This window comes from Bifidobacterium moraviense (assembly GCF_012932365.1).
In the GTDB taxonomy this organism is placed as follows: Bacteria; Actinomycetota; Actinomycetes; order Actinomycetales; family Bifidobacteriaceae; genus Bifidobacterium; species Bifidobacterium moraviense.
In genome coordinates this window covers 36,638-59,947 of the sequence record NZ_JAAIIH010000013.1, presented here as the reverse complement: position 1 = coordinate 59,947, position 23,310 = coordinate 36,638, and the positions used below count along the sequence as shown (strand labels likewise).

At 68.2% G+C, this 23,310-nt stretch carries 14 protein-coding genes; all 14 read right to left on the bottom strand.

The genetic code is table 11. The features are described from left to right. Nucleotides 1–98: 98 nt before the first annotated feature. Complete coding sequence (gene uxaC / locus G1C96_RS07925; protein ID WP_169276051.1) at nucleotides 99–1,508, bottom strand: glucuronate isomerase; 1,410 nt, start codon at nucleotides 1,506–1,508, stop codon at nucleotides 99–101. A 190-nt stretch (nucleotides 1,509–1,698) separates the two neighbouring features. Beyond that, entirely contained in the window at nucleotides 1,699–3,156 is a 1,458-nt protein-coding gene (gene tpiA / locus G1C96_RS07920) for a triose-phosphate isomerase (RefSeq protein WP_169276050.1), read from the bottom strand. Further along, nucleotides 3,156–3,809 (bottom strand): histidine phosphatase family protein, encoded by a 654-nt coding sequence (locus tag G1C96_RS07915; RefSeq protein ID WP_240945166.1) that lies wholly within the window; start codon nucleotides 3,807–3,809, stop codon nucleotides 3,156–3,158. The genes tpiA and G1C96_RS07915 overlap by 1 nt, the downstream gene beginning before the upstream one ends. Nucleotides 3,810–3,878: 69 nt before the next feature. Beyond that, nucleotides 3,879–4,889 carry a class II fructose-bisphosphate aldolase gene (locus tag G1C96_RS07910; protein WP_169276048.1) on the bottom strand — a complete coding sequence of 337 codons (1,011 nt, stop codon included), beginning with the start codon at nucleotides 4,887–4,889 and terminating at the stop codon, nucleotides 3,879–3,881. A 451-nt stretch (nucleotides 4,890–5,340) separates the two neighbouring features. Then, entirely contained in the window at nucleotides 5,341–6,417 is a 1,077-nt protein-coding gene (locus tag G1C96_RS07905; RefSeq protein ID WP_169276047.1) for a LacI family DNA-binding transcriptional regulator, read from the bottom strand. A gap of 612 nt (nucleotides 6,418–7,029) precedes the next feature. Further along, nucleotides 7,030–8,292: a glycoside hydrolase family 28 protein gene (locus G1C96_RS07900; RefSeq protein ID WP_169276046.1), complete on the bottom strand. Its 1,263-nt coding sequence runs from the start codon at nucleotides 8,290–8,292 to the stop codon at nucleotides 7,030–7,032. Nucleotides 8,293–8,356: 64 nt separating this feature from the next. Continuing rightward, nucleotides 8,357–9,214: a GRP family sugar transporter gene (locus G1C96_RS07895; protein ID WP_169276045.1), complete on the bottom strand. Its 858-nt coding sequence runs from the start codon at nucleotides 9,212–9,214 to the stop codon at nucleotides 8,357–8,359. Between the two features lie 235 nt (nucleotides 9,215–9,449). Beyond that, nucleotides 9,450–10,754: an ABC transporter substrate-binding protein gene (locus G1C96_RS07890; protein ID WP_169276044.1), complete on the bottom strand. Its 1,305-nt coding sequence runs from the start codon at nucleotides 10,752–10,754 to the stop codon at nucleotides 9,450–9,452. A gap of 444 nt (nucleotides 10,755–11,198) precedes the next feature. Then, nucleotides 11,199–13,826, bottom strand: coding sequence for a glycoside hydrolase family 28 protein (locus G1C96_RS07885; RefSeq protein WP_169276043.1), 2,628 nt, complete (start codon nucleotides 13,824–13,826; stop codon nucleotides 11,199–11,201). A 226-nt stretch (nucleotides 13,827–14,052) separates the two neighbouring features. Beyond that, entirely contained in the window at nucleotides 14,053–15,363 is a 1,311-nt protein-coding gene (locus G1C96_RS07880) for an ABC transporter substrate-binding protein (protein WP_169276042.1), read from the bottom strand. Between the two features lie 676 nt (nucleotides 15,364–16,039). Beyond that, on the bottom strand, nucleotides 16,040–17,485 hold the full coding sequence (locus G1C96_RS07875) for an MGH1-like glycoside hydrolase domain-containing protein (protein ID WP_169276041.1): 1,446 nt from the start codon (nucleotides 17,483–17,485) through the stop codon (nucleotides 16,040–16,042). Then, nucleotides 17,482–19,158: a family 43 glycosylhydrolase gene (locus tag G1C96_RS07870; protein ID WP_169276040.1), complete on the bottom strand. Its 1,677-nt coding sequence runs from the start codon at nucleotides 19,156–19,158 to the stop codon at nucleotides 17,482–17,484. The genes G1C96_RS07875 and G1C96_RS07870 overlap by 4 nt, the downstream gene beginning before the upstream one ends. Before the next feature lie 196 nt (nucleotides 19,159–19,354). Further along, the gene (locus G1C96_RS07865) at nucleotides 19,355–20,683 is read right to left on the bottom strand and encodes an ABC transporter substrate-binding protein (RefSeq protein ID WP_169276039.1); all 1,329 of its coding nucleotides are present in this window, start codon (nucleotides 20,681–20,683) and stop codon (nucleotides 19,355–19,357) included. 1,088 nt (nucleotides 20,684–21,771) lie between these two features. Then, nucleotides 21,772–23,088, bottom strand: coding sequence for an ABC transporter substrate-binding protein (locus tag G1C96_RS07860; protein ID WP_169276038.1), 1,317 nt, complete (start codon nucleotides 23,086–23,088; stop codon nucleotides 21,772–21,774). Nucleotides 23,089–23,310 lie beyond the last annotated feature (222 nt).

Below are 23,310 nucleotides of genomic sequence, written 5' to 3'. Positions count from 1 at the left end.
CGCTTGCCGAAACGGATGCCCAACGGGCCATCGGGCGATCAGACGGTCAACCGATCAGACGATCAGACGACGACCGCGCGCCGGGCCCCGTCGCCGGATCAGGCGAACAGCGCCTTCGCGTTGTTGTAGCTCACGTCCGCGATGAGCGGCCTGAGGTAGTCGATGTCGTTCGGGACCTCGCCGCGCTCGGCCCACTCGCCCACCAGCTCGCACAGGATGCGGCGGAAGAACTCGTGGCGCGGGAAGCTCAGGAACGAGCGGGAGTCGGTGGTCATGCCCACGAAGTTGCCCAGCAGCGACTCCTCGGCCATCACCTCGAGCTGGCGGCGGATGCCGGTGCGGGTGTCGTTGAACCACCAGGCGTTGCCCAGCGCCATGCGCTGCTTCTTGCCGCCGCCCTGGAAGCAGCCCATCACGGTGGCGATCGGCAGGTAGTCGTTCGGGTTGAGCGAGTAGATGATGGTGCGCGGGATCGAGCCGCGGCGGGCGGCCGCGTCGAACAGCTGCGCCAGCGGCTCGGCGATCGAGCGGTCGTTCAGGGCGTCGAAGCCGGTGTCCGCGCCGTGCTCGGCGAAGCCCACCGAGTTGACGTTGCGCATGGCGTGGATGTGCAGCTGCATGGTCCAGTCGTGCGCGTCGTAGATCTTCATGAGCTCCAGGAACAGCGCGGTGCGGTACTTGGCCAGGTCGTCCGCGGTCAGCTCCCTGCCGGCGCGCGCCCTGGAGAGGATCTCGTCCAGCTCGGCGTCCGTGGCCTCGGCGTACACCATGAGGTCCGCGGCGTGGTCGGACAGGCGCGAGCCCAGCGAGTGGAAGAAGTCCACGCGGTCGTTGATGCCGGCCATCATGTCGTCGAACGAGTTGACCGTGCGGCCGGTGACCTGCTCGAGCTGGTCCACCCACTCGGCGAAGCCGGGCTTGTCCGGGTTGAGGGCCTTGTCCGGGCGCATGGCCGGGATCATCGCGAACGTGTCGCCGCCGTCCTCCGCAAAGCGCTTGTGGTACTCGAGGGAATCGACCGGGTCGTCGGTGGTGCAGATGGTGTCCAGACCCATGCGGCGCAGCAGCGCGCGGCGCGTGAAGTCCTTGGTGGCCAGCATCTCGTTGGTCTGGTCGTAGATGGCCTTGGCGGTGCGCGTGGTGAGCGTCTCGGTGATGCCGAAGTAGCGGCGCAGCTCCATGTGCGTCCACAGGTAGACCGGCGAGCCGATGGCCTTCTCCATCGTGGCGGCGTACGCCTGGAACTTCTCCCACGGGTCGCCCTTGCCGGTGATGAGCTCTTCCGGCGTGCCGTTGGCGCGGATCAGACGCCACTTGTAGTGGTCGCCGTAGTTGTTGCCGTCGGTGAGCCAGGCGGCCACGATGTCGGAGAAGTTCTCGTCCTCGTAGATCTCCTTGGGGCTCAGATGGCAGTGGTAGTCCACGATGGGCAGGCTTTCGGCCGTGCCGTGGAACAGCTCCTTGGCCACGTCGGTGGTCAGCAGGTAATCGTCATCCAGGAAGCTCATGCTTCGACTCCTTTGCCGATGGATCCCGGCCGCCGCACCACCACGTCTCGCGCGGCGCAGGCACGGGAAATGTACTTCGCAGCATCCAGTATGACGCCGTGCGCGCGCCGCGCACGGACCGGTTGCCAATCGTTGCAGGAACGGGCTCCGACGCCCCTCCCCCGGCGGGTTCCGCGGCCGGACGCCGCACCTACACCTCCTCGGTGCCGTCGCCGTGGTTCGGGAACCACGGGCGCGTCTTGTAGCGGTCGATGCCGCGCCGGCGCCACCGGCGGTTGTCCGTGTTCGCGTCGCAGGAGAGATAGCCTTCCATGAACGCCGTGCTGAACGCCTCGTACGGCTCGTCGGACGCGAACATGCGCCACGCGCGCTCGCACGTGCTCGAGGCGTAGCACTGCACCAGACGCTTGCAGCGCTCGTCGTGCGTGAGCCGCGGATCGGAGGACACGAGCCACTGCTCCACCGAATACATGCCCTGCACGGCGTCGCGCTCCACCAACGCCATCATGGCCTCGATGATGAGCCGGCGCGAATCCCAGATGATGTCGCGCAGCATGTCCGGGCCCTCCTCGATGCGCGTGCCGGCGGCGTCCACCGCCTCGATGAGCTCCTGCACGGCCATCACCTCCAGCCACGCGAATCCGGCGGTGCGGTAGGCGGCCAGAGCGAGCGAGAGACGCCACGAATGCGAATCGGGGAAGTCGCGCGCCACGTCGGCGGCGAGCGCGCGGCGGGCGGGCTCGAGATCCGGGTGCTCGAACTCGGCGATCGTCATGCGCCCCGGGCGCTTGAACCCGCGCGAAGCCGGACGCTGGCGGCGGTTGACCGACGACTCGGCGACGCGGTGACAGATCTTGGCGAACGAGCGCGGGTCCAGGCTCGCGCCGCCCACCAGGAAGCCGTCGATGTCGTTGAGGCGGATGATCGCGGCGGCGTTGTCGGGCTTGACCGAGCCGCCGTACAGGATGCGCACGTCCGCGGCGATGTCCGCGCCGAACGACGCGTTGATGAAGTCACGGATGTCCGCAAGCGCCGACTCGATGACGTTGAGGTCCGGCACGTTGCCGGTGCCGATGCTCCACACCGGCTCGTAGGCGATGGTGACGCGCCTCATGTCCTCGCAGCTCATCCGGCTGACGGCCTCGGCGAGCTGGCGCAGCGCGTAGTCGATGCCGATGCCGTGCTCGCGGCCGAGCGCGGTCTCGCCGATGCACAGGATCGGCAGCATGCCGTTGTCGAGCACCACGCGCATCTTCGTGGCGAACGTGTCGTCGTCCTCCGGGTGGTAGCGCCGTTGCTCGGAGTGGCCCACCAGCACGTATCTGCAGCCGAGTGCGGAGAGCATGTCGGCCGAGATGTCGCCGGTGTAGGCGCCCTTGGCCACGTCGCTCACGGTCTGCGCGCCCACCGCGAGGTCCCCGTCCATGCCGCGCTCGTCGATGGTGTCGATGAACGACTGGATGGAGGTGAACGGCGGCAGGATGCCGATCTCGGGCCGGTCGAGCGGCTGGCCGGAGGCGGCCATGCGCCGCTCCCAGTCGTCGTTCATGCCCGAGTAGTCGACCATCCAGCGCGCGGCCTCGCGATGGTTGAGGTTCATCTTCCAGTTGCCCATCACCAGGGGCCGGCGGCGGGGACGTGCGGGCATCACAGCCCCCAGTGCTGGATGACGGGCTGGCCCTTGTGCACGCCCAGCACCGAGAACTGCGCGGTGCCGAGTTCGAGGCTGCGTCCGGCGATGCCCGGCAGGCCGAGCCACGCGACGGTCACCTCGCGGATGATGTGCGAGTGCGCCACCAGCAGCACGTCCCGCCCCTCGTCGATGAGCGGGCGCACCCTGGCGACCACGCGGCCGGCGCGCGCGTACACCTCGTCGAGCGTCTCGCCGTCCTTGCCGGCCACGGTCACGGGCGTGCCGTCGGGCAGCGTCTCCACGCGCTCGCCGCCCAGCTCGCGCGGCAGCACGGCCGGGCCGTCCTCCCACAGGTCCCAGGGGCGTCCGAGCGCGGCGGACAGGTCGGCGCGCGTGCGGCCCTCGGCGCGCCCGTAGTCCCATTCGTGCAGGTCGTCGAGCGTCTCCGCGTCGAGCCCCGCGGCCTCGGCGGTCTGCTGGGCGCGCAGCAGCGGCGAGACGTAGACGGCGGCGAAGTCGCCGGGGTGGCGCGCCTTGACGCGGATTCCGGCGTCCGCGGCCTGCTCCACGCCCTTGGCGGTGAGCGGCACGTCGGCGAGTCCGGTGTGCTGCCCCGAGAGGGCCCAGTAGGTCTGTCCGTGGCGGAGAAGGTAAAGCTGTCCGGTCATGTGGTGATGCATCTCCCTTGATGATGGTGGTGTTGGTGCTGATGGTGCGACGTGCGGCGAAGCGAGGCGTCAGGCGACGACGGGGTCGAGCACCGAGCGGTACTCGACGGCCTCGGCGCGCCCGGCGGAGCCGAGCAGTTCGGCGACCTCGACGACCTTGGCGGTCATCGACTTGCGGCCCGCGGCGTTCCAGTGGCGCGGGTCGAAGAACTTCTTGCCCTCGCGGTGCGAGCGCTGCACGCCGTTCGCGTCCGTGAGGAACCCGTCCACGCCGGCGGTGTAGGCGTACTGCGTGTCGGTGTCCACGTTCATCTTGACGACGCCGTTGGCGACCGCGGCGCGCACGTCGTCGTCCGGGGAACCGGAGCCGCCGTGGAACACGTACAGGTTGCGCTCGCCGGTCTTCTCGGCGATCTCGCTGAGCAGCTCGGGGTGGAGGTCCGGCACCACGGCGGTGCCGTGCGCGTTGCCGAAGGCGACGGCCAGCAGGTAGTCGTCGGCGGTGAGGCCGGCGTCCTCGAACGTGCGCTGGATCTCCTTGACGTCCTCCGGGGTGGAGAACACGGCCTTGTCGGCCACGCCGTCCTCCATGCCGCCCCACTTGCCGCCGGCCTCGACCTCCAGCACGCCGTCGACGTCCCTGACGAGCGGCAGGAGACGCCGGATGGTGGCCACGTTGTCGTGGATCTCGTCGTGCGAGCCGTCGAACATGAACGAGTCGAAGATCTTCTCCTCGCCGGCGTCCTTGAGGACCTTGAGCTCCCTGAGCAGCGGGACGAGCCACGCGTCCACCATGTCGGCGTGGCAGTGGTCGGTGTGGATGGCGATCGGGACGTGCTGGGCCTTGCGCAGATCGCGCAGGGTGCGTCCCAGGATGATGGAGCCCTCCACCGGGTCGCCGGTGGGACCGGCCTGCTTGGCCGCGCCCACGCTGATCTGGATGAACCCGGCGGACTTCGCCTGCTCGAGTCCCGCCATGGCGGCGATGCCGGTGTCGAGGTTGCTCACGTTGATGGCCGGGTACGCGTACCCGTGCTCGTGCGCGTCCCTGAGCATGCCCTTCAGTGCGTTGGTCGTCATCGCGAACACCATGTCGCTCCCCGCTTTCGTTGGTCGTCTCGACCGTCCGTGGGGACGGTCGCCATGCCGGTCATGAACGATTCGATGTTACATCTCACATGCAGGAAACGGAACCCTGCGCGGTTCGATCGCACATCCGAGACGGCTCCCGAAGGTCTTCCGCCCCGCCCGACACGGCCCAACCCTACCGCCACCACACGTTACGGACGCATTGCGAGCCACCGTTTGCCGCACCGGCGCACGAAAGCGAACATCCGCGAGCGAAACCGTGCGATTAGGTGAGCGATCGCACACCGAACATGTGCATTGGCGTCAACATGAACAGGAAATGAACATTTACGATGTTCGTTTCAGCGTTGTACCGGCCGCGCGTGTCGCGCACGGCACGCGTCCGCCGTGCCGTGTCCGCCAGTGCCCGGCCGGCGCCCGGCCGGCCCGGCGCCGGAGCGGATCAGCGCCCGGTGCTGCCGCGCAGCACGAGCGACGAGGGCACGCGGAACACCTCCGCATCCTGATGCTCGCCGTTGATGCGCGCGAACAGCAGTCGCGCGGCGCGCGCGGCGAGGATGGGCAGCGAGACGCGGATCGACGTCAGCGTCGGCTCGCTCACGCGCGCCACGATGTCGTCGTCGAAGCCGATGATCCGGAAGTCGCGCGGCGCCTCCATGCCGCGGCGACGCATGGCCGCCATGAAGCCGATGGCCATGAGGTCGTTGTGCGCGATCACCGCCTGCGTGGGATGCTGCATGAACTTGTCCGCGAAGGCGAAGCCGCCCTCGAACGTGGGCGAACCGGGCCACAGGCGATGCACGTCCATCTCGTGCGCGCGGCAGGCGGCGGCGATGGTGTTCCAACGCACGCCCACCGACCACGAGACGGCCGGGCCGTCAAGGTACGTGACGCCCTCCACGCCGCGGCCGTGCAGGTACTCGATGGCCTGCTCCACGCCGGGCGCGTTGTCGATGAGCACGCTCGGCACGCCGCGCACCGCGCGATTGACCACCACCACCGGGCGCGACTGCGCGCACTTGCGGATCATGGCGTCCGGCATGCGCGAGGAGGTAAGGATCACGCCGTCGGCGTAGCCCACGACCTTGTCGAACGCGGCGCGCTCCATCGAGGCGTTCTCGCGCGACTCGGAGACGATGAGCGCCAGGCCGTGCGTGGCGCACTCGCGCTCCACGCCGCGGATGATGTCGGAGAAGAACTCGTTGGCGATGTCCGGCACGATGATGGCGATGAGCCCGCGCTGGCCGCGGCTCGGCACGGTCTCCACCGGCTCCGCGTGATAACCGAGCCGGTCGGCCGCCGCGAAGATGCGCTTGGTGGTGGCGGCGGACACGCGGTCCGGCTTGGCGAACGCGCGCGAGACCGTGGACGGCGAGACGCCGGCCAGCTTCGCCACGTCGCGGATGGTCACCTTGGCCGGGGTCTCCGGAGCCTCCGGGGTCGAGGCCGCCTCGGTCGGGGTCTTCGGATCCACGGACTCGTCCTCGCCGCCCGCGGCGGCCTTCACCTGATCTGCCATACCGTTCATTGTACGATCAGCGAACCATGTGCCGCGTCAATCGTTGCACACGATGCGGGACGGGCGGGCGCCGCGACGGGCCGCCGGTCCCGCCTCGTCGGGCGTCGGCCCTGACGCATCATCGCGCGACGTCTCCACTCATCGCAACGCCCCACTCATCGCGCCCCTCCGCTCACCGCACCTCTCCACTCATCGCAACGTTGCGACAGACGACCAACGAAGAGTCTCCGAAAGAACCACAACTTGGCTCATCATCGCAACGTTGCGACGGATGGCCACCGAAAGCCCATGCATGGCCCCGCAATCCGGCCGTCGGCCGCAACGCTGCCGCGAATGACCGTAGGGACAAATCGTCGGCGGACCGCCGGCCTGCCGTTCCGTCGCACGCGGCATCGAGCCCGCCCGCAGACCGACCACCGACCGCCCGGACGGGGCGTCTCGTCGGCGGCGAGGCGCATCACACCGCGTCCGCGCACCACCCGAACGGGGTATCTGCAGAGTCAGGGGTACTTTTCGCCTTCCGTCGGCAGATATCTGCCCGCAGACCTCGGAAAATCACCCCGACTCTGCAGATACCCGCCCAACCGGCACGCAAATGCCATGCCGCGGCGGTCACCGGAAGCGGATGCGGCACGCCTCCCTGCGGAACGCGGGACCGTCGCCCAGCATGTCCGCGGCGGGCACCGGCACCTTGGCGTCGCCGCCGCGCCACGGGCGCACGTCCACGTCGTACGAGACGCCGTCCGCGCCGGCACCGCCCGCATCGCCGTCGCCGCCCGCGCCGCCGCTCGCCTCGAGTTCCACGCCGTCGAGCGTCACGTCGCGGATCGCGCCGGGCGCATGGCCCACGGCCACCACCGGCAGCCCGCAGGTGCCGGTCACCCGCTCGAAGCGCACGTGTTCGATCACGCGTCCGGTCATGTCCGTGGCGTCGGTGCGCGGCAGGATCGTCAGGTAGATCGCCTCGGCGGAGCCCCACCATTCGCGCGAGAACGTGGCCGTGGTGATCGTCACGTCGCGGAACACGATGTTGCGCGCCGAGCCCGGGTCGCGCAGCTGGAACGCCAGGCCGCGGTTCGAGTCGCGGATCGTGAGGCGCTCGAACGTCATGTTCTCGAAGTCGGCGAAGCTGGACGAGCCGAGCTTGACGGCGGAGCTGCGGGTGACGATCCGGCAGTCGCGCACCGTGAGGTTGGAACAGCCGCCGTAGCGCGCGGTCTCCTCGGTGCACTTGGGGCACACGCCGTCGTCGCCGGTGACGATGTCGCAGCGCTCGATGAGCGTGTTGTCGCAGCGGTCCACGTCGATGCCGTCGGTGTTGGGCATGCGCATCTCGTTGCGGATGGCCACGTCGCGCACCACCGTGTTGCGGCAGCCGACCAGATGGATGGTCCAGAACGGCGAGTTGCCCACGGTCACGCCCTCGATGACGGCGTCCTCGCAGTCCTCGAGGTAGACGGTCATGGGACGCGGATACGCGAACGTGGCGATGTGCTGCACCTCGGGGCCCTGCCCGGGCAGGACGAAGCGCTCGTAGTTGCCGTCGATCACGCCTTTGCCGCGGATGGCCGCGCCGGTGAGCCCCTTGCCGTGGACGAACGCGCAGATGGGCGTCTCGTTGGCGTTGAGCTCGAACGGGCCGGGGCGGTGCTCGTACGTGGATTCGTCGCCGCTGGCCCTGAGCGTGACGCCCTCGGCGAGCTCGAGCGTCACGCGGCTGCGCAGGCGCAGTCCGTCGCACAGGTGCACGCCGGGGGCGGTGACGGACACGGTGCCGCCGCCTTCGCCGGAGCAGCGGTCGAGCAGCGCCTGCAGGCCGGCGGCGTAGCCGGACGGGTCGTCGGACACGGGATTGGCGTAGATGAAGTCGGTCATGGGAATCGGTCCTTCCTTGGACGTCGGGGAATCTTGCGGAGCGCCGCGAACGGGGCGCCGGGCGCTAGAGCACCATGAGCGTGGCGCCCGCCATGAGGATCGCCAGCCCGATCGCGATGCCGGGGATCTTCTCGCGCGGGGTCTCCCTGAGCACGATCGCGCCGGTGAGCGTGGAGACGACGACGTTGAGCTGGGAAAGCACGAAGGCGTTCACCATGCCGTTGAGCGTCATCGACATGAGGTAGGTGGCGGCGGCGACTGAGAAGATGAGCCCGCCGCCGATGTTGCGCATGCTCGCGCCGTCCACGATGTCGCGCGCATGGGTGAGCCCGATGAGCACCGCGGAGGCGAGCATGCCGAGCGCCTGCGGCAGGAAGCCCTCGAGCTTGGAGTCGACGGTCACGGTGAGCGGAAACGCGGAGTACAGCCAGTATCCGGCGGTGGACAGCACGAGGACCGCCCAGTCGCGCGCACGCGCCGCGCCCACCGCCGAACCGCCTCCGGACGCGCCCCGGCCGTTGGCCGCGAACACGCCGATGACGATGAGCACCACGGCTCCGAGGCTCAGCGCGATGTCGTGCATGCCGTCCCATTCGTGGAAGAACAGGCCGCCGATGAGGCTGTTGCCGATCACTTGCAGCGCAGTGGACGCGGGCATGGTGACGCTCACGCCGAGCCGCTCGTAGCAGTGGTACTGCCCGGCCTGCCCGAAGCTCCAGCAGAAGCCGGACAGCAGGAACGGCACCCACACGGCGGCGGGCGCGCTGTAGCCGCTGGCCACGTGGATGGCGGCGGCCACGATGAGGATGCCGAGGGCGGTGCCCACGAGCTGGCTGCGGAACGAGCCGCCGCCCACCTTGCGCAGGAACAGCGGCAGGATGCCCCAGAACACGGCGGGGGCCAGGCCGATGACGATGTTCATCTCGTCGGGAACTCCTGTGGGATCGGGGATGATCGATCGCGGCGATGGCGGACCGGGCCGGAGACTGCCGGGAACCGGCGCGCGATGGCCACGGACGGCACACGGACGGCGCGCGTCCGCCCCGGACATGCGATCGCCGTCCGGGCCCGGCCGCCTGAGTATGCGCGGACCCGAACGGCGACTATCATGCGATCACGCGGCGACCATCCCCTCGCGGGATCGGACAGCCCAGGACTCAGCCCAGGACCTCGGCGGACTGCCTGACGAAGTCGGCGGCGGCCTGCTGGGCGTCCATCTTGCCGTACATGATCTGCTCCTCGACCTCCTTGATCACGCGGGAGTTGATCTCGGCGGCCTTGGCCGGCGCGGGCGGGTTGATCGGCGAGGAGTTCGCCACGGTCGCCTTCTGGAAGTCGGCGGCCACCTTCTCGTACTTGGTGAGCTTGGGCGAGATGTGGTCGATGATCGCGCTGGACACCGGGATGCCGCGGTCGGTGAGCATGATGTCCGCCGCGTCGGTGTTGTTGGTGTAGAAGTCCACGAACTTGACGGCCATGTCCTTGTTCTTGGACGACTTGGTGACGGCCCAGTACATGCTCGGGTGCACGTAGTTGGACTTGGTGACGTTGGCGCTGGGCCACGGCGCGAGGGCGAGCTCGTTGGAGTCGTTGACGCTGGCGAACGAGGTGACCTGGCTGGAGAACATCAGCGAGCACCACGACTGGCGGTCGGTGGAGGTGAAGGAGACCAGCGGATCCTGCTCGATGGCGTTGAGCGTGATCTCGGTGTACAGCTCGGCGGGCAGATGCCAGCCTTCCTTGTAGCCGTTCTCGAAGACCTTGAAGTACTCGGCGTAGTAGGTGGTGTCCTCGGTGCCGAGCTTGCCGTCCTTGAAGAGCTCGACGTCGTGCGCGCGCAGGTTGTACTCGAGGTTGTACGTGTTGTCGAGGTAGCCGTACGCGGTCCTCACGCCGGTCTTGGCGTACACCTCGCGGGCGATGTTCTGGAAGTCGTCGAGCGTCCAGTTGTCCGGGATCGTGATGCCGAGCGAGTCGAGCAGGGTCTTGTTGTAGATCACCGCGGGGGCGTTCACGCCGCTGGGCAGCGCGTACAGCTTGCCGTCGTCGCCGCGGCCGGCGGAGACGGTGTTGTCGTCCACGTCCTTCAGGTTCAGCTTGCCGGAGGAGACGTAGTCGTCCAGCGGCTCGAGCAGGCCGTTCTCGATGTACTGGTTGAGGTAGGCGAAGTCCATGGCGATGACGTCCGGCATCTGGCGGCCGGCGGCGTTGGTGGCGAGCTTCTGCCAGTAGTCGGCGAACTGCGAGTACTGGCCGTCGATGGTGATGCCGTTCTGCTGGGCGAACATGTCGTCCACCTTCTGCTGGCGTTCGTTGCGCTGCTGGTTGCCCCACCACGCGACGGTGAGCTTGCCCGCGTCCTGCCCGGAGCCGGAGCTCGATCCGCACGCTCCCACTGCTACGACGGCGGCCGCTGCGGCCGCGATGGCGATGGCCTTCCTGATCTGGATATGCCCGTGCATGGTTCTCTCCTTGTTCCATGTGTGCATCCGCCGCTTCCTCGCGGCGGTCCGGGACGCTTCCTTGCGGCCCGGTCGTGGCGTCGGCCGCGATGCGGACGGGAGGGGACATTCCGCTTCCGCGACTCCGTCTTCCACATCGACCGACGACTGTTATGTTACACGCATGAACTAAGTAGTTGTGGATAATTATTAGCTTATTTTGCAGAGAAACTGCGTTTCGTTGACGAAATCGGCCGGATGCGCCACCGCATCCGGCCGAATGTTCACAACAACGATGTAACGATCACGGATGATCGTCACGGACATCGCGGCGCGCTGCGGCACGACACGTCACGCCGTCGCAACGTTGCGACGAACGACCATCGAAGGACCCCCGAGAGGACGCCAATCCGGCCGATCATCGCAACGTTGCCACGTCACCCGCGTCCCGACGTCACGTCACCGTCACGCCACCGTCAGGCGCAGCACGCCGCGCGCCGTACGCCCGTGCGCACGCAGCAGCACCTCCACGTCGTGCGCGCCCTCCTGCTCCGGGGCCGGCGTCCAGACGAACTCGGAGCCGTCGAACGAGGCGCCCTCGGGCGGATTCGGCATCTCGACGGTCGGCGGCTCGAGTCCGCGCGGATCGATCGGGTCGCGTCCGGACAGGTGCAGCGCGGCGCGCACGCCCACGGTCAGGCGGCGCAGCGCGGCGGGCACGGCCGTCAGATACGGCATGTACACCGTGGCGGGCAGATCGCCGCCCTCGGACGGCGAGCGCAGCGCGGAGTAGGCGAACCCGTTCTCCCGCGTGGCCACCGTGGGCAGCGCGTACAGCGAATCGGCGGGCGTGCCCGGCTCGGGCGCGGTCACGTCCACGCACTCCACCACGGCGCCGCGCGGCAGCGTCACGTCGGTCACGTCGGTCACGCGGTACGGCTCGTCCGGCAGATACTCGTAGCCGGTGGGACGCTTGCGATGATGGCGCACCACGGCCACGTCGGGCACGGAGCCCTCACCGTCGAGCCTGCCGCCGGCCGCGGCGACGTCACGCAGCACGCCGCCGGACACGTCGTCGAGCACCATGGCATAGCGCCCCTCCGGCGTCAGCGCGCGCACGGAGAGCCCCTGCACGTCCAGTCCCTCCACGTGGCGCGCATACAGGCCCCACGCGGGCAGGATGCCGAACTCGTCCGGATCCGGATAGTTGCTCACACCCTCGGGCACGTTGCACGGGTCGTCGCGCCACGCGCCCGCGCCGTCCGCCGCGTCCGGATCCCAGCTCACGCGCGGCAGCAGCGTCTCGTTGTGCGCATGGCCGGGGTTGACGAGCCAAGAGACGAGCTGCTCGTCGGGCACCATGTCGGACTCACGGTACGTCCACGGCGTGCGCACCATGCGCTGCTCCACGGCGTCGCGCATGGTCAGGCCGCCGCGGTACTCAACGTCGATGTCGCGCAGCGTGACGTTCTGCGCCCTGGCATCCACGAGGCCGGCGATGATGATCGGATAGCGCGGATCCACGTCGCGCGCCCGCACGTCGCTGATCTCGATGTTGCGGCAGCGGGCGATCCGCTCGCAGCCGAACGCGTTGCCGCGCGCGGCCACCCCGCGCGCATCCAGCGTCACGGCCATGTCCGGCACGTAGCGGCCTTCCGCATCGTCGTAGACCATCGGATGCGCGGCGCCGTCCGCGTCCACGTGCACGTTGGCGGGGTTGACGTGCACCGGGTCGGGGCCGTCCACCACGGGGAAGGACGCGAAGCCGTCCACGCTCACCGCGCGGCGACGGTAGGCCGGCGCATATCGTCTGGCCGGATGCCGCTCGTAGCCCTCGCCGTCGGGCAGCACCCACTGGGCGGCATCGAGGCGCACGTCATGCTGCGGGCGCACCCACTGGCCGCCGTCGAGCCCGTGCACGCCGGTGACCGGATAGCGGCCGCGGTCGCCACAGCGGATGTAGATCGGCGCGGTGGTCACGCCGTCCATCGTCAGATGCTCAGCCACGACGTCGTACACGTCGGAGCCGTCCACCGCCTCTATGGCGAGGCCCATGCAGCGCTCGAAGCGCACGTTGCGGACGGTCACCAGGCTGTAGCCGCAGGTGGACTCGGTGCCGAGCTTCACGCGGCCCATCGGCCCGCAGCCGCCCTCCGCCACCTGACGGTCCGTGGCGGGCGCGCCGGCGAGCACCGACCCCGCGTCGTAGCCGGACACCGTGCAGTCCTCCACCAGCACGTTGCGGGTGTGCGCGAACCGCTGCGCGCCGTAGGACGCCTTGATGACGAGCGCGTCGTCGTGCAGCGTGTTGAAGAGCGAGCCGCGCACGGTCACGTCCTCGCAGCCGTCCACGTCGATGCCGTCGCGCTGCGAGTCCACGGTCACGCCGTCCACCAGCAGGTCGCGGCAGCCGGTGGCGATGATCGCGAAGTGGCCGCACAGCAGCATCTCGAAGCCCTGCAGCACCACGTGCTCGCAGTCCACCAGCGCGATGCCCTTGTCGCCCCACCAGCCGTTGCGATGCCCCGGCCGGTCGCGGCGCTCGGGCTCCTCCGGGTCGGCGTAGGTGAGCACCTCCTGGCGCATGCCGGTGACGGGATCCGTCCAGCTGCCGTCGAAGCGGCCCGGGCCGTAGACCATCACGTCGCGCAGCCCCACGCCGAGCACGAAGCTGTTGCGCAGGTAGGTATGCGCGTGGTCCTGCAGGCCCACGTAGCGGTTGACCTCCGGCTCGGCGTAGTTGCCGCCGCCCATCGCGCCCGCCACCGGGCCGGTCACGTCGTACAGCGCGGCGTGGTCGTGGCCCTCGTGGCGCGCGGCGGCCAGCACGGCACCCTCGTCGAGGTACAGGTTGACGCCGCTGGCCAGCATCACCGTGTAGACGGCGAAGCGGCCCGCCGGCACGCGCACGGTGCCGCCGCCGTCCGCCGCCGTCCGCGCGATGGCGCGGTTGACCGCGAGCGTGTTGGTCTGCGGGTCGCCGCCCGGCTCGGCGCCGAACGCCTCGATCGAGACCATGTCCTCGACGCGCGCCGCGTTGGCGAGCGCCTCCTTCGTGACCCTGCAGCCGGTGGCGCGGGGAATGCCTGCCATGTTCGTCCTCCCTGACGATGTTCGTGCGGACCGCCGTCCGCTGTACGTTATCCGCCGTCCGCATCGCGGCGGTGGTTATGGGGCGGATACGCGAAGATGTGCGGATGGGCCTGATCCATCCGCACATCTTCCCCGGGCCGTCAGACGACGCGCCGTTCCAGCGCCGCCGGTCGGCTCACCGGCCGATCCGCCGGCCGGGTGCCGTCATTCGCCGCCGGCCCCGGCGTCACTTGGCCTTGGCGAGCGCGTCGTTCGCCTCGTCGAAGAACTGCTGGGCGGCCGCGGCGGCGTCGATCTTGCCGTAGCAGAGCGACTCCTCGATCTGCGGCAGCACCTTGGAGTTGATCTCAGAGGAGCCGGCGGGGCTCGGCGGGTTGATGGTGCTGGAGTTCGGGGTGACCACGTTCTCCATGAAGTCGAGGCCGGCGAGGTCCGCGTCGGACAGGTCGGACTTGATGGCGGAGAGCACCTTGGTGCTGATCGGCAGGCCGCGGTCGGTCAGGAGGATCTTGTTGGCGTCCACGTCGTTGGTGTAGAAGTTGATCCACTTGGCGGCCAGCTCGGGGTTCTTGCTGGTCTTGGAGATCACCCAGTACTGGCTGGGCTTGACGTAGTTGGACTTCTTCACGTCGTCGGACGGCCAGGCGGCCATGGCGAGCTCGTGGCCGTTGGTGGCGGCCTTCTGGTAGGCGCCGAACTGCGAGGAGTACTTGAACGTGCACCAGCTCATGCGGTCGGCCGCGGTGCCGTAGACCAGCGGATCCTGCTCCACGGAGCTGATCTTGAGGTCGGCGAACACCTCCGGGGCCAGGTGCCAGCCTTCCTTGATGCCCTGCTCGTACATCTGGAAGTACGGTTCGAGGTCGGAGGCGGAGTCCACGCCGAGCTTGCCCTTCTCGAGCAGCGTCTTGCCGTCGGCGCGCAGCAGGTATTCCATGTACTCGGAGGCCTCGTAGTAGCGGATGTTGGTCTTGACGCCGGTCTTCTCGTAGACCTGCTTGGAGATGGAGATGAAGTCGTCCACGGTCATGGTGTCCGGCACGGTGATGCCGGCGCCGTCGAGCAGCGTCTTGTCGTAGATGAGCGCCGGGGCGTTGGTGGCGTTGACGACGGCGTAGGTCTTGCCGTCGAACTGGCCGGCGGCGGCCACGTTCGGGTCCACATCGGACAGGTCGATCGTGCCGTTCTTCACGAAGTCGGACAGGTCGTAGAGCAGGCCGTTGTCCACGTACTGCTGGATGTAGCCCATGTCCATCTGCATCACGTCCGGCAGCGACTTGCCGGCCGCGTTGGTGGAGAGCTTCTGCCAGTAGTCGGAGAACTCGGAGAACTGGCCGTCCACGCTCACGCCGTCGTTGGCGGCGGAGAACATGTCGTTCACCTGCTTGGTGCGGTCGTTGCGCTGCTGGTTGCCCCACCAGGAGATGGTGAGCTTGTTGCTCGCGGCGGACGAGTCGTTCGACCCGCCGCACGCCGCCATCGACATCACGGTGGCGCCCGCCGCCACGAGGGCGAGGGCCTTCTGCATTGCCTTCATCGGTAACACCTTTCCCTGTATGCGATTCCACGGGACGCCCGCCGTGGGCGTCTCCCGTCGCGGCTGCGTCGCCGCGTTCGCCGGTCCGGACGGTTTGCCTCGCCCCGGTCTTCCGTCCCCGGAGCGCCGTTCCGAACCTACTTAGTTAGTTTAGAGTATTAACTAAGTAGGTTTCGTGGTGCGTTGCCAGCGTTTGCATGGAGATTCGGTGAAGGCCCCCAGCTCCGCCCATGCGAAGACCCGGCGGACCGGTCATTCATCACCCGATGAGGCATTGCGACCCGTTCGGTCGCCGCACGGACGAGGTAACGGACGAGGTATCTGCAGAGTCAGGGGTACTTTCGGCGGTCTGCAGACAGGTATCTGCAGAGTCAGGGTGTCTGGCGCGGGAAACGGTCCGCATCGGCGCCGACAAAACGGCGTCATTGCAACGAGCCCGTTGCCCGGATACCCGGGATATCGGGTCCCAAGGCACCCTGACTCCGCAGATATCTGCCAGCAGACCTCGGAAAATCACCCCGACTATGCAGATACCCCACGATCAACTCGCGTACGAACGGGCAGGACGGCCAGCCGGGACCCGCACGCGCCGTGCCACGGGCCGCCGCGCCGCATACGGACACGCCGCACGGGCGAGCGGCGGCGTGACGGCGCCGCGACAACCGACCCCGCGCGGTCACAGCAGGGAGTCGGCGCGGATCACCGTCCCCTCGTAGTCGGTGACGACGCGGGTGCCCACGGGCACGCGGAACACGCGCCGTCCGTCCGCCAGCCCCTCCGCGTACGTGCCGTCGCTGCGCAGCGCGAACCGGCGCTCGCCCCACGTCTGCTCGTATTCGCAGGCCGCATCCCCGTACGATCCCCAGAGCACGCGCTCGCCCTGGATGCGCACGCCGTGCATGCACGCGCAGTATTCCAGCACGGAGAGCATCGCGGGACCGTAGGCGTCGCTGCCGCCCTGCCCCTCGCAGATGGATGGCCGGGCGGTGAACGGATCGTACTGCTGCACGAACACGCATTCCGGCCCGATCGCGCGCATGAGCCGCTCCCCCAGCAGGGGGATCAGTCGCTGGTAGCCGTAGCGTTCCAGCGCGGCGATGGCCCGCTGGTAGGTGAGCGCCTCGGCCTGCCCGCTCCAGTTGTTGGTGGGCACGTTGCGGAACAACGGGTCGTTCGCGGCCACGCTGGGCAGCGGCATCGGCGTCCAGAACTCCTCCGGGTTGGTGAGATGCTCGTCCACGAACCGTTCGGCCATGTCGGGCGCGATGGCGCCCCAGTACATCGTGCGCAGCGTGTTGTGGATGAGCTCGGGCATCACACGGTGCTCGCGGTCGCGGTCGAAGTAGGCGCCGCGCGCGTCGTCCCACAGATAGTCGCGCATCCGGGCGAGCACCTCGTCCGCGCGCCGCTGCCACTCCACGGACTCCTCGAGATGCCCGGCAATGCGGCAGATGCGGCTCAGCACGGCGCGCGAGGCGTAGGAGTAGCCCATGAAGTCCATGGAGGCGATGGGCACCGCCGCGTAGCCCTCCGGCGGCTCGGCGGCCGGCCAGTTGAGTGGGGCGTCGCGGAAGCGCATCGCGTGGTCCTCGCCGGTGTCGTACTGGCACCACGCCTCCAGGCATCCGTCGCCGTCCGAATCGCGCGTGGCCCACATGTAGGCGTCGAAGCGCCGCAGCACGTCGTACAGGCGGTGCAGGTAGTCGTCGCTGCGGCCGGTGAGATAGTACATGTTGAGCGCCGGCTCGGCGAAGCAGAAGCCCTGGAACTGGCGGTACTGCGGCTCGATCGACCCGTCCGCCAGCCGTTCGATCGCCCCGGGCAGGCGGCCGTCGTCGCGCTGGCAGTCCATGAAGATGAGCTGGTTGTTCAACCCCACCTCCACGTTGCGCCTGGCATACATCTCGCCGCCCATCGGCTGCGTCTCCAGCCACACCTTCTCGTAGCCGGCGCCCTCCACCAGCACGTCCCGCCCGGCGAAGTCGCGCACGTTGGCGAGGCACTTGCGCTCGGCCTCGTGGAACAGGCGCTCCTCCAGGTCGTTCGCGGTGTGGAACGTGACCGACGTGCGGTGGCCGTCAAGGTCGATGCCGCCGTTGCCGACGTTGCTGCCGTTGCTCATAGCGTGCCCTTTCTGCCGCAGACGGACATCTCGTCCGGATCGTAGACGAAGTCACGGAATGTGGCGGCCGAGGCGTTGCGGCGGTTCATGTCCACGCAGTCCACGGCGATGAAGTTGCCGGTGAAGCCGACCGAGAGGAACGAGACGTCCACGTCGGAGGCCACGACGCGCGGGGCGCCGAACGGCTCGTGCGCGCCGCAGGCCGCGTCGCCGCCGGCACTTCCCCCGCCGCCGACGCGCTCACGGATGGTGAAGGTCGCACGGTCGTGGTCCACGTCCACGCCGAGGCGGAACGTGCTCCCCTCCACCGGCACCGGATCCCACAGCAGCGGCGTGCGGTCACCGGCCTCGCAGCCGATCAGGCGCGCCACGGTGCGCCCGCCGTCCCGCATCACCGCCATGAACAGGTAGCGGCCGGTGTTGAGGTAGAGCATGAGCCCGGCCATCTGGAACAGGTTGGTGGGCGCGTAGTCCATGGTCACCCCGGCGCGGACGGCGAAGTCGGTCTGACGGGTGCCCACCACGTGCTGGTCGAAGTCCGACCGGGGCGACATGCCGCCGCGGATCGTCATGCCCCGCTCGGAGAAGGTGAGCCAGGAACGGTCGGGCAGCGCGCGCAGCGTGTTCCAGCGGGCGAAGTCGAGCGGGCCCTGCGTGAGCGGGTCGCGGAAGGCGCGGGATTCGGCGGCCGGCGCCGCGCCCGACGTCCGCGCGGCTCTGGGCGCGGGCACCACGTCCCTGGGCAGATATCCCCCGCCCGCGAGCCGCAGCCAGCCGTCGTCGGTCCATTCCACGCGCTGCAGCGCGGTCTCGCGCCCCAGGATCGGGTGGTTGCCGGACAGCGGGCGCGTGGACAGGTGCGCCAGATACCACTCGCCGTCGGGAGTCTCCACCAGCGAGGCATGCCCGGAGCACTGCAGGTCCAGCTCCGGGTTGCGGCTGGAGGTGAGCAGCGGCGTGGCGGGGTCGGTCTCGTACGGGCCGGTCACCGCGCGCGACCGCGCCACCGTCACCTGATGCCCGAGCCCGGTGCCGCCCTCGGCGGTCATGAGGTAGTACCAGCCGTCGCGCTTGTAGAGCTGCGGCGCCTCGGTCATGCGCGCCTCGGTGCCGGCGTAGATCCTGACCGGCTCGCCCACGGGCGCAAAGGTCGACGGGTCGAGCTCGGTCAGCGCGATGCCGTCGGACTTGTTCTTGGTCTCCACGCGCCAGTCCCACAGCGCGTTGACCACGTAGAGGCGGCCGTCGTCGTCGAAGAACAGCGAGGGATCGAATCCGGAGCCGTTCACGTACGCCGGTTCGCTCCACGGCCCGTGGATGTCCCGCGCGGTGACGACGTAGTTGTTCTGGTCGGCGAAGGGGCCGCGGAACGCCTTGACGTCGGTGTAGATGAGGTGGTACACGCCGTTGCGGTAGGTCATCGACGGCGCCCACACCGAGCAGTTGTCGCCGTTGCCGGACAGGTCCAGCGACCCGGGCGCGCCCAGCGCGGACGTCTCGTAGCGCCAGCGCACGAGGTCCGTGGACGAGTAGATGCGCACGGCGGGCATCCATTCGAAGGTGGACACGGCGATGAGGTAGCGCTCGCCGTCGAAGACGATGTTCGGATCCGGGTTGAAGCCCCGGAGGATCGGATTGACGATGACGGGATCGTCGGGTGTCTGTGCGGACATGATGCCGGTTGCCCCCTGTGCGGTCTGTATGCGTGGTCTCTCTGCGCGGTCTGCCTGCGTGGTCTCTCCGTGCCGATGCCTGCCGTCCCGATGGCACGCGGATGCGGGCGAGGCCCGGTTCCCGCGCGGGAGGGAACCGGGCCTCGGGATCACCGCTCCGACGGCGCGTCGCGGCTCGCGCACGTCGTGCGGCGCGTCACTTCGCGCCCTTGGCGAGGTACTCGTTCGCCTGGTCGAAGTACTGCTGCGCGGCGGTCTTCGCGTCGATCTTGCCGTACAGCAGGCTCTCCTCGATGGGCAGGAGCACCTTGGTGTTCACGTCGGTGGCGGCGGCCGGGGTCTGCAGCGAGTTCGGCGAGCTCTCCGGCTTGACCACGTTGTTGATGAAGTCCACGGCCTCCTTGTCCGAGTCGGACAGGTCGGACTCGATGGCGGTGGCCACCTTGGAGCTGATCGGGATGCCGCGGTCGGTCAGCAGGACCTTGTTGGCCTCCACGTTGTTGGTGTAGAAGTTGATCCACTGCGCGGCCAGCTTGGGGTTCTTGGACGTCTTGGCCACGGTCCAGAACTGGCTTGGGTACACGTAGTTGGAGTTCTTCACGTTGTCCGACGGCCAGGTGGCGAGCCCCAGCGTGTCGCCGTTGTTGTTGGCCTGCGTCTGGTAGGCGCCGAACTGGGAGGTGTACTTGAACGTGCACCACGAGCGGCGGGACGGATCGGAGCCGTAGACCAGCGGATCCTGCTCCACGGAGCCGGCCTTGATGTCGGTGAACACCTCGGGGGCCACGTGCCAGCCTTCCTTGATGCCGGTCTCGTACACGTCGAAGTACTGCTCGAGCTGCTCGGGCGAGTCGACGCCGAGCTTGTTGTTCTTCACGTCGTAGAGCTTGGTGCCGTCCTTCTTGACGAAGTACTCGAGCAGCTCGCCGTACTCGTAGTAGCGGAAGTTGGTCTTCACGCCGGTCTTGGCGTACACCTGACGGCAGATGTCGAGGAACTGAGCCACGGTGGGGCGCTCGGGCACGGTGATGCCGGCGGAGTCGAGCAGCGTCTTGTTGTAGATGAGCGCCGGGGCGGCCATGGCGTTGGTGATGGCGTACACGGCGCCGTCGTCGCGTGTGACCGACTCGATGATGTTCGGGTCCACGTCGCTCACGTCGATCGTGCCGTCGTCGATGTACGGCTTGAGGTCGAGCAGCAGGCCGTTCTGCTCATACTGGTCGAGGTAGCCCAGACCGGTCTGCATCACGTCGGGCAGGTGGCCGCCGGCGGCGGAGGTGGAGAGCTTCTGGAAGTAGTCGCTCATCTCCGAGAACTGGCCGTCCACGGTCACGCCCTCGTTCTGCTGTTCGAACATCTCGTTGATCTTGTTGGTGCGGTCGTTGCGCTGCTGGTTGCCCCACCAGGTGATCACCAGATGGTTGGCGTCGCCGGAGGCGGATCCGCCGCCGCAGGCCCCCATGCCGAATACCGCCGCCGCGGCCGCCGCGACCGCCATGGCCTTGCGCAGATGCTGCTTCAACATCGTGTGTCTTTCCCTTCACTTCGTCCGCGCCGTCGGCTTCGACGTCGCGGCGGCCGCCGTGCCGCGACGAGGCGACGCGACGACTTCCCTTGCGTTGCATTGGACTGTGATGTTCGCGCGATCCGCCCTGCAGCATGCCGACATCCTTGCCGGCACCCCAGGTGCTTCTTCGACCGAGTCGAGACGCATGCGTCCAACCGTGACGCACACGGCGATAGCGGCCGCGCTGATGATGTGGTTGGTTATGCGCCGGAATGCGGGTTCGCAGCCTGAGTTCCGCGCCGTGCGGCTCCGCACCGCCGGCCCGGACCGTTTCCCCGATTCCGAACGGTTCCCACCATAGCATACTTCGTTCACTCATTGAATTAACTATGCCCGAGTTCACGTTTTCCACACAATCGCACGTCCGGGCCATGCGCCGACGAGGGTATCTGCATAGTCAGGGGTACTTTTCGCCTTCCGTCGGCAGGTATCTGCGGAGTCAGGGTGCCTCGACGGGGAAACGGACGGTGACGACACCCGAGAAATGGCGTCATTGCAACGACCCCGTTCCGCCGATATCCGGGGTATCGGTCTCCGAGGCACCCTGACTCCGCAGATATCTGCCAGCAGACCTCGGAAAATCACCCCGACTATGCAGATACCCGGCCGACCGGCGCGCAACGAGACGGAAGAGAACGGGAAGAAGACACAAAGGGCCGGCCGAAACCCGCACGGCCCCGCCCGGCGGACCGGCGCGGCACCTCGCCACCGCGCCGCCCCTCCGCCTCGTCGCATCGCTGCCTCGCCGCCACCTCGTCGCTGCCCCGCCGTGCCACCGCGCCGCGCCGTCATGCCGGGCGACCAGGTGCCGGCATACGAAAACAGGTCGCCCCGGGCGCGGCATACGTCCGGGGCGACCTGAGGAAGGAAGGAGAGAGGAGATGAAGAAAGGGGTGGCGCCGGCGGGAAGGGGAACCGCCGGCGCACGGTTTCTGGTTATGGGGATGCGGGGCGCGGCGCATGTCTTGGGCGGCGAGCGCCGACGCGCGGGCAGTGGATTCCGCGCATCGGGTCACGTCGCCATGCGGAGCGCCCCGCGGGTCGGGCTACTTGGCCGCCTTGGCGAGGGCCGCGTTGCCCTGGTCGAAGACGTTCTGCGCGGCGGTCGCGGCATCGATCTTGCCGTAGCAGAGGTCCTCGGTCTGGGTCGGATAGATCTTGGTGTTGAGCTCGGAGGCGCCCACCGGGACGGGCGGGTTGGCCGGGGAGCTGTTCGGGGTGACGACGTTCTGCTGGAAGTCGAGGGCCTTCTGGTCGGCGTCGGGCAGGTCGGACTTGATGGCGTCGAGCACCTTGGTGCTGATCGGCAGGCCGCGGTCGGTGAGCATCACCTTGGCGGCGTCCACGTTGTTGGTGTACCAGTTGAGCCACTTGACGGCCTGGTCCTTGTTCTTGGAGGTGGCGGAGATGGCCCAGTACATCGAGGTGCGGATGTAGTTGGACTTCTTCACGTCCGTGCTGGGCCAGGTGGCCATGGCGAGCTCGTGGCCGTTCTGGGCGAGCTTGGTGTAGGCGGCGAACTGCGAGGAGTAGCGGAAGGTGCACCAGCTCATGCGCTCGGGCGCGGTGCCGTAGACCAGCGGATCCTGCTCCACGGAGCCGATCTTCACCTCGGAGAAGGTCTCGGGGCTCATGTGCCAGCCCTCCTTGATGCCCTTCTCGTACACCTCGAAGTACGGCTGCAGGTCGGACGCGGAGTCCACGCCGAGCTTGCCCTTCTCCATCAGGGTCTTGCCCTCGGCGCGCAGCATGTACTCGGGCAGCTGGTAGCCCTCGTAGTAGCGGAAGTTGGTCTTGTAGCCGGTCTTCTCGTAGACCTGCTTGGCCACGGCCTCGAACTCGTCCACGGTGGGCTGCTCGGGCATGGTGATGCCGGCCTCGTCGAGCAGGGTCTTGTCGTAGATGATGACCGGCACGTTGGTGGCGGCGGTCAGCGCGTAGATCTTGCCGTCGGACTCGCCGGCCTTGAGGATGTTCGGGTCGACGTCGGAGACGTCCAGGGAGCCGTTGTCGATGTACGGCTTGAGGTCGAGCAGCTGGCCGTTGTCGATGTACTGGGAGATGTAGCTGACGTCCATCTGGATGATGTCCGGCATGGTCTTGCCGGCGGCGTTGGTGGAGAGCTTCTGCCAGTAGTCGGCGAACTCGGCGAACTGGCCGGTGACCTTGATGTCCGGGTTCTCCTTCATGAACATGTCATTGATCTGGGCGGTGCGCTCGTTGCGCTGCTGGTTGCCCCACCAGAACACGGTGAGGTTGCCCTCGCCGGACTTGGAGTCGTTGGAGGATCCGCCGCACGCCGCCATGGACAGACAGGCCGCGCCGGCCGCCACGATGGCGAGCGCCTTCTTGAACGTATGCATGATGTTTCCTTTCCCTGCCGGCAGGCTGCCTTGCCTTGCCGAATCTCGCGGCCCGATCGACGCCGATCGTTTCGCTTGAGTTAAGAATATCATCACACCGGCGAAACTTTTACATCGAACGCGTTGCCAGCGTTTGCACGGGATTTTCGCGCGTGTCGCACACGACGCCGAATTATGGCGAGCCATCCCACATGTTGGGAGCATATGGGGACAAAAAGGCGG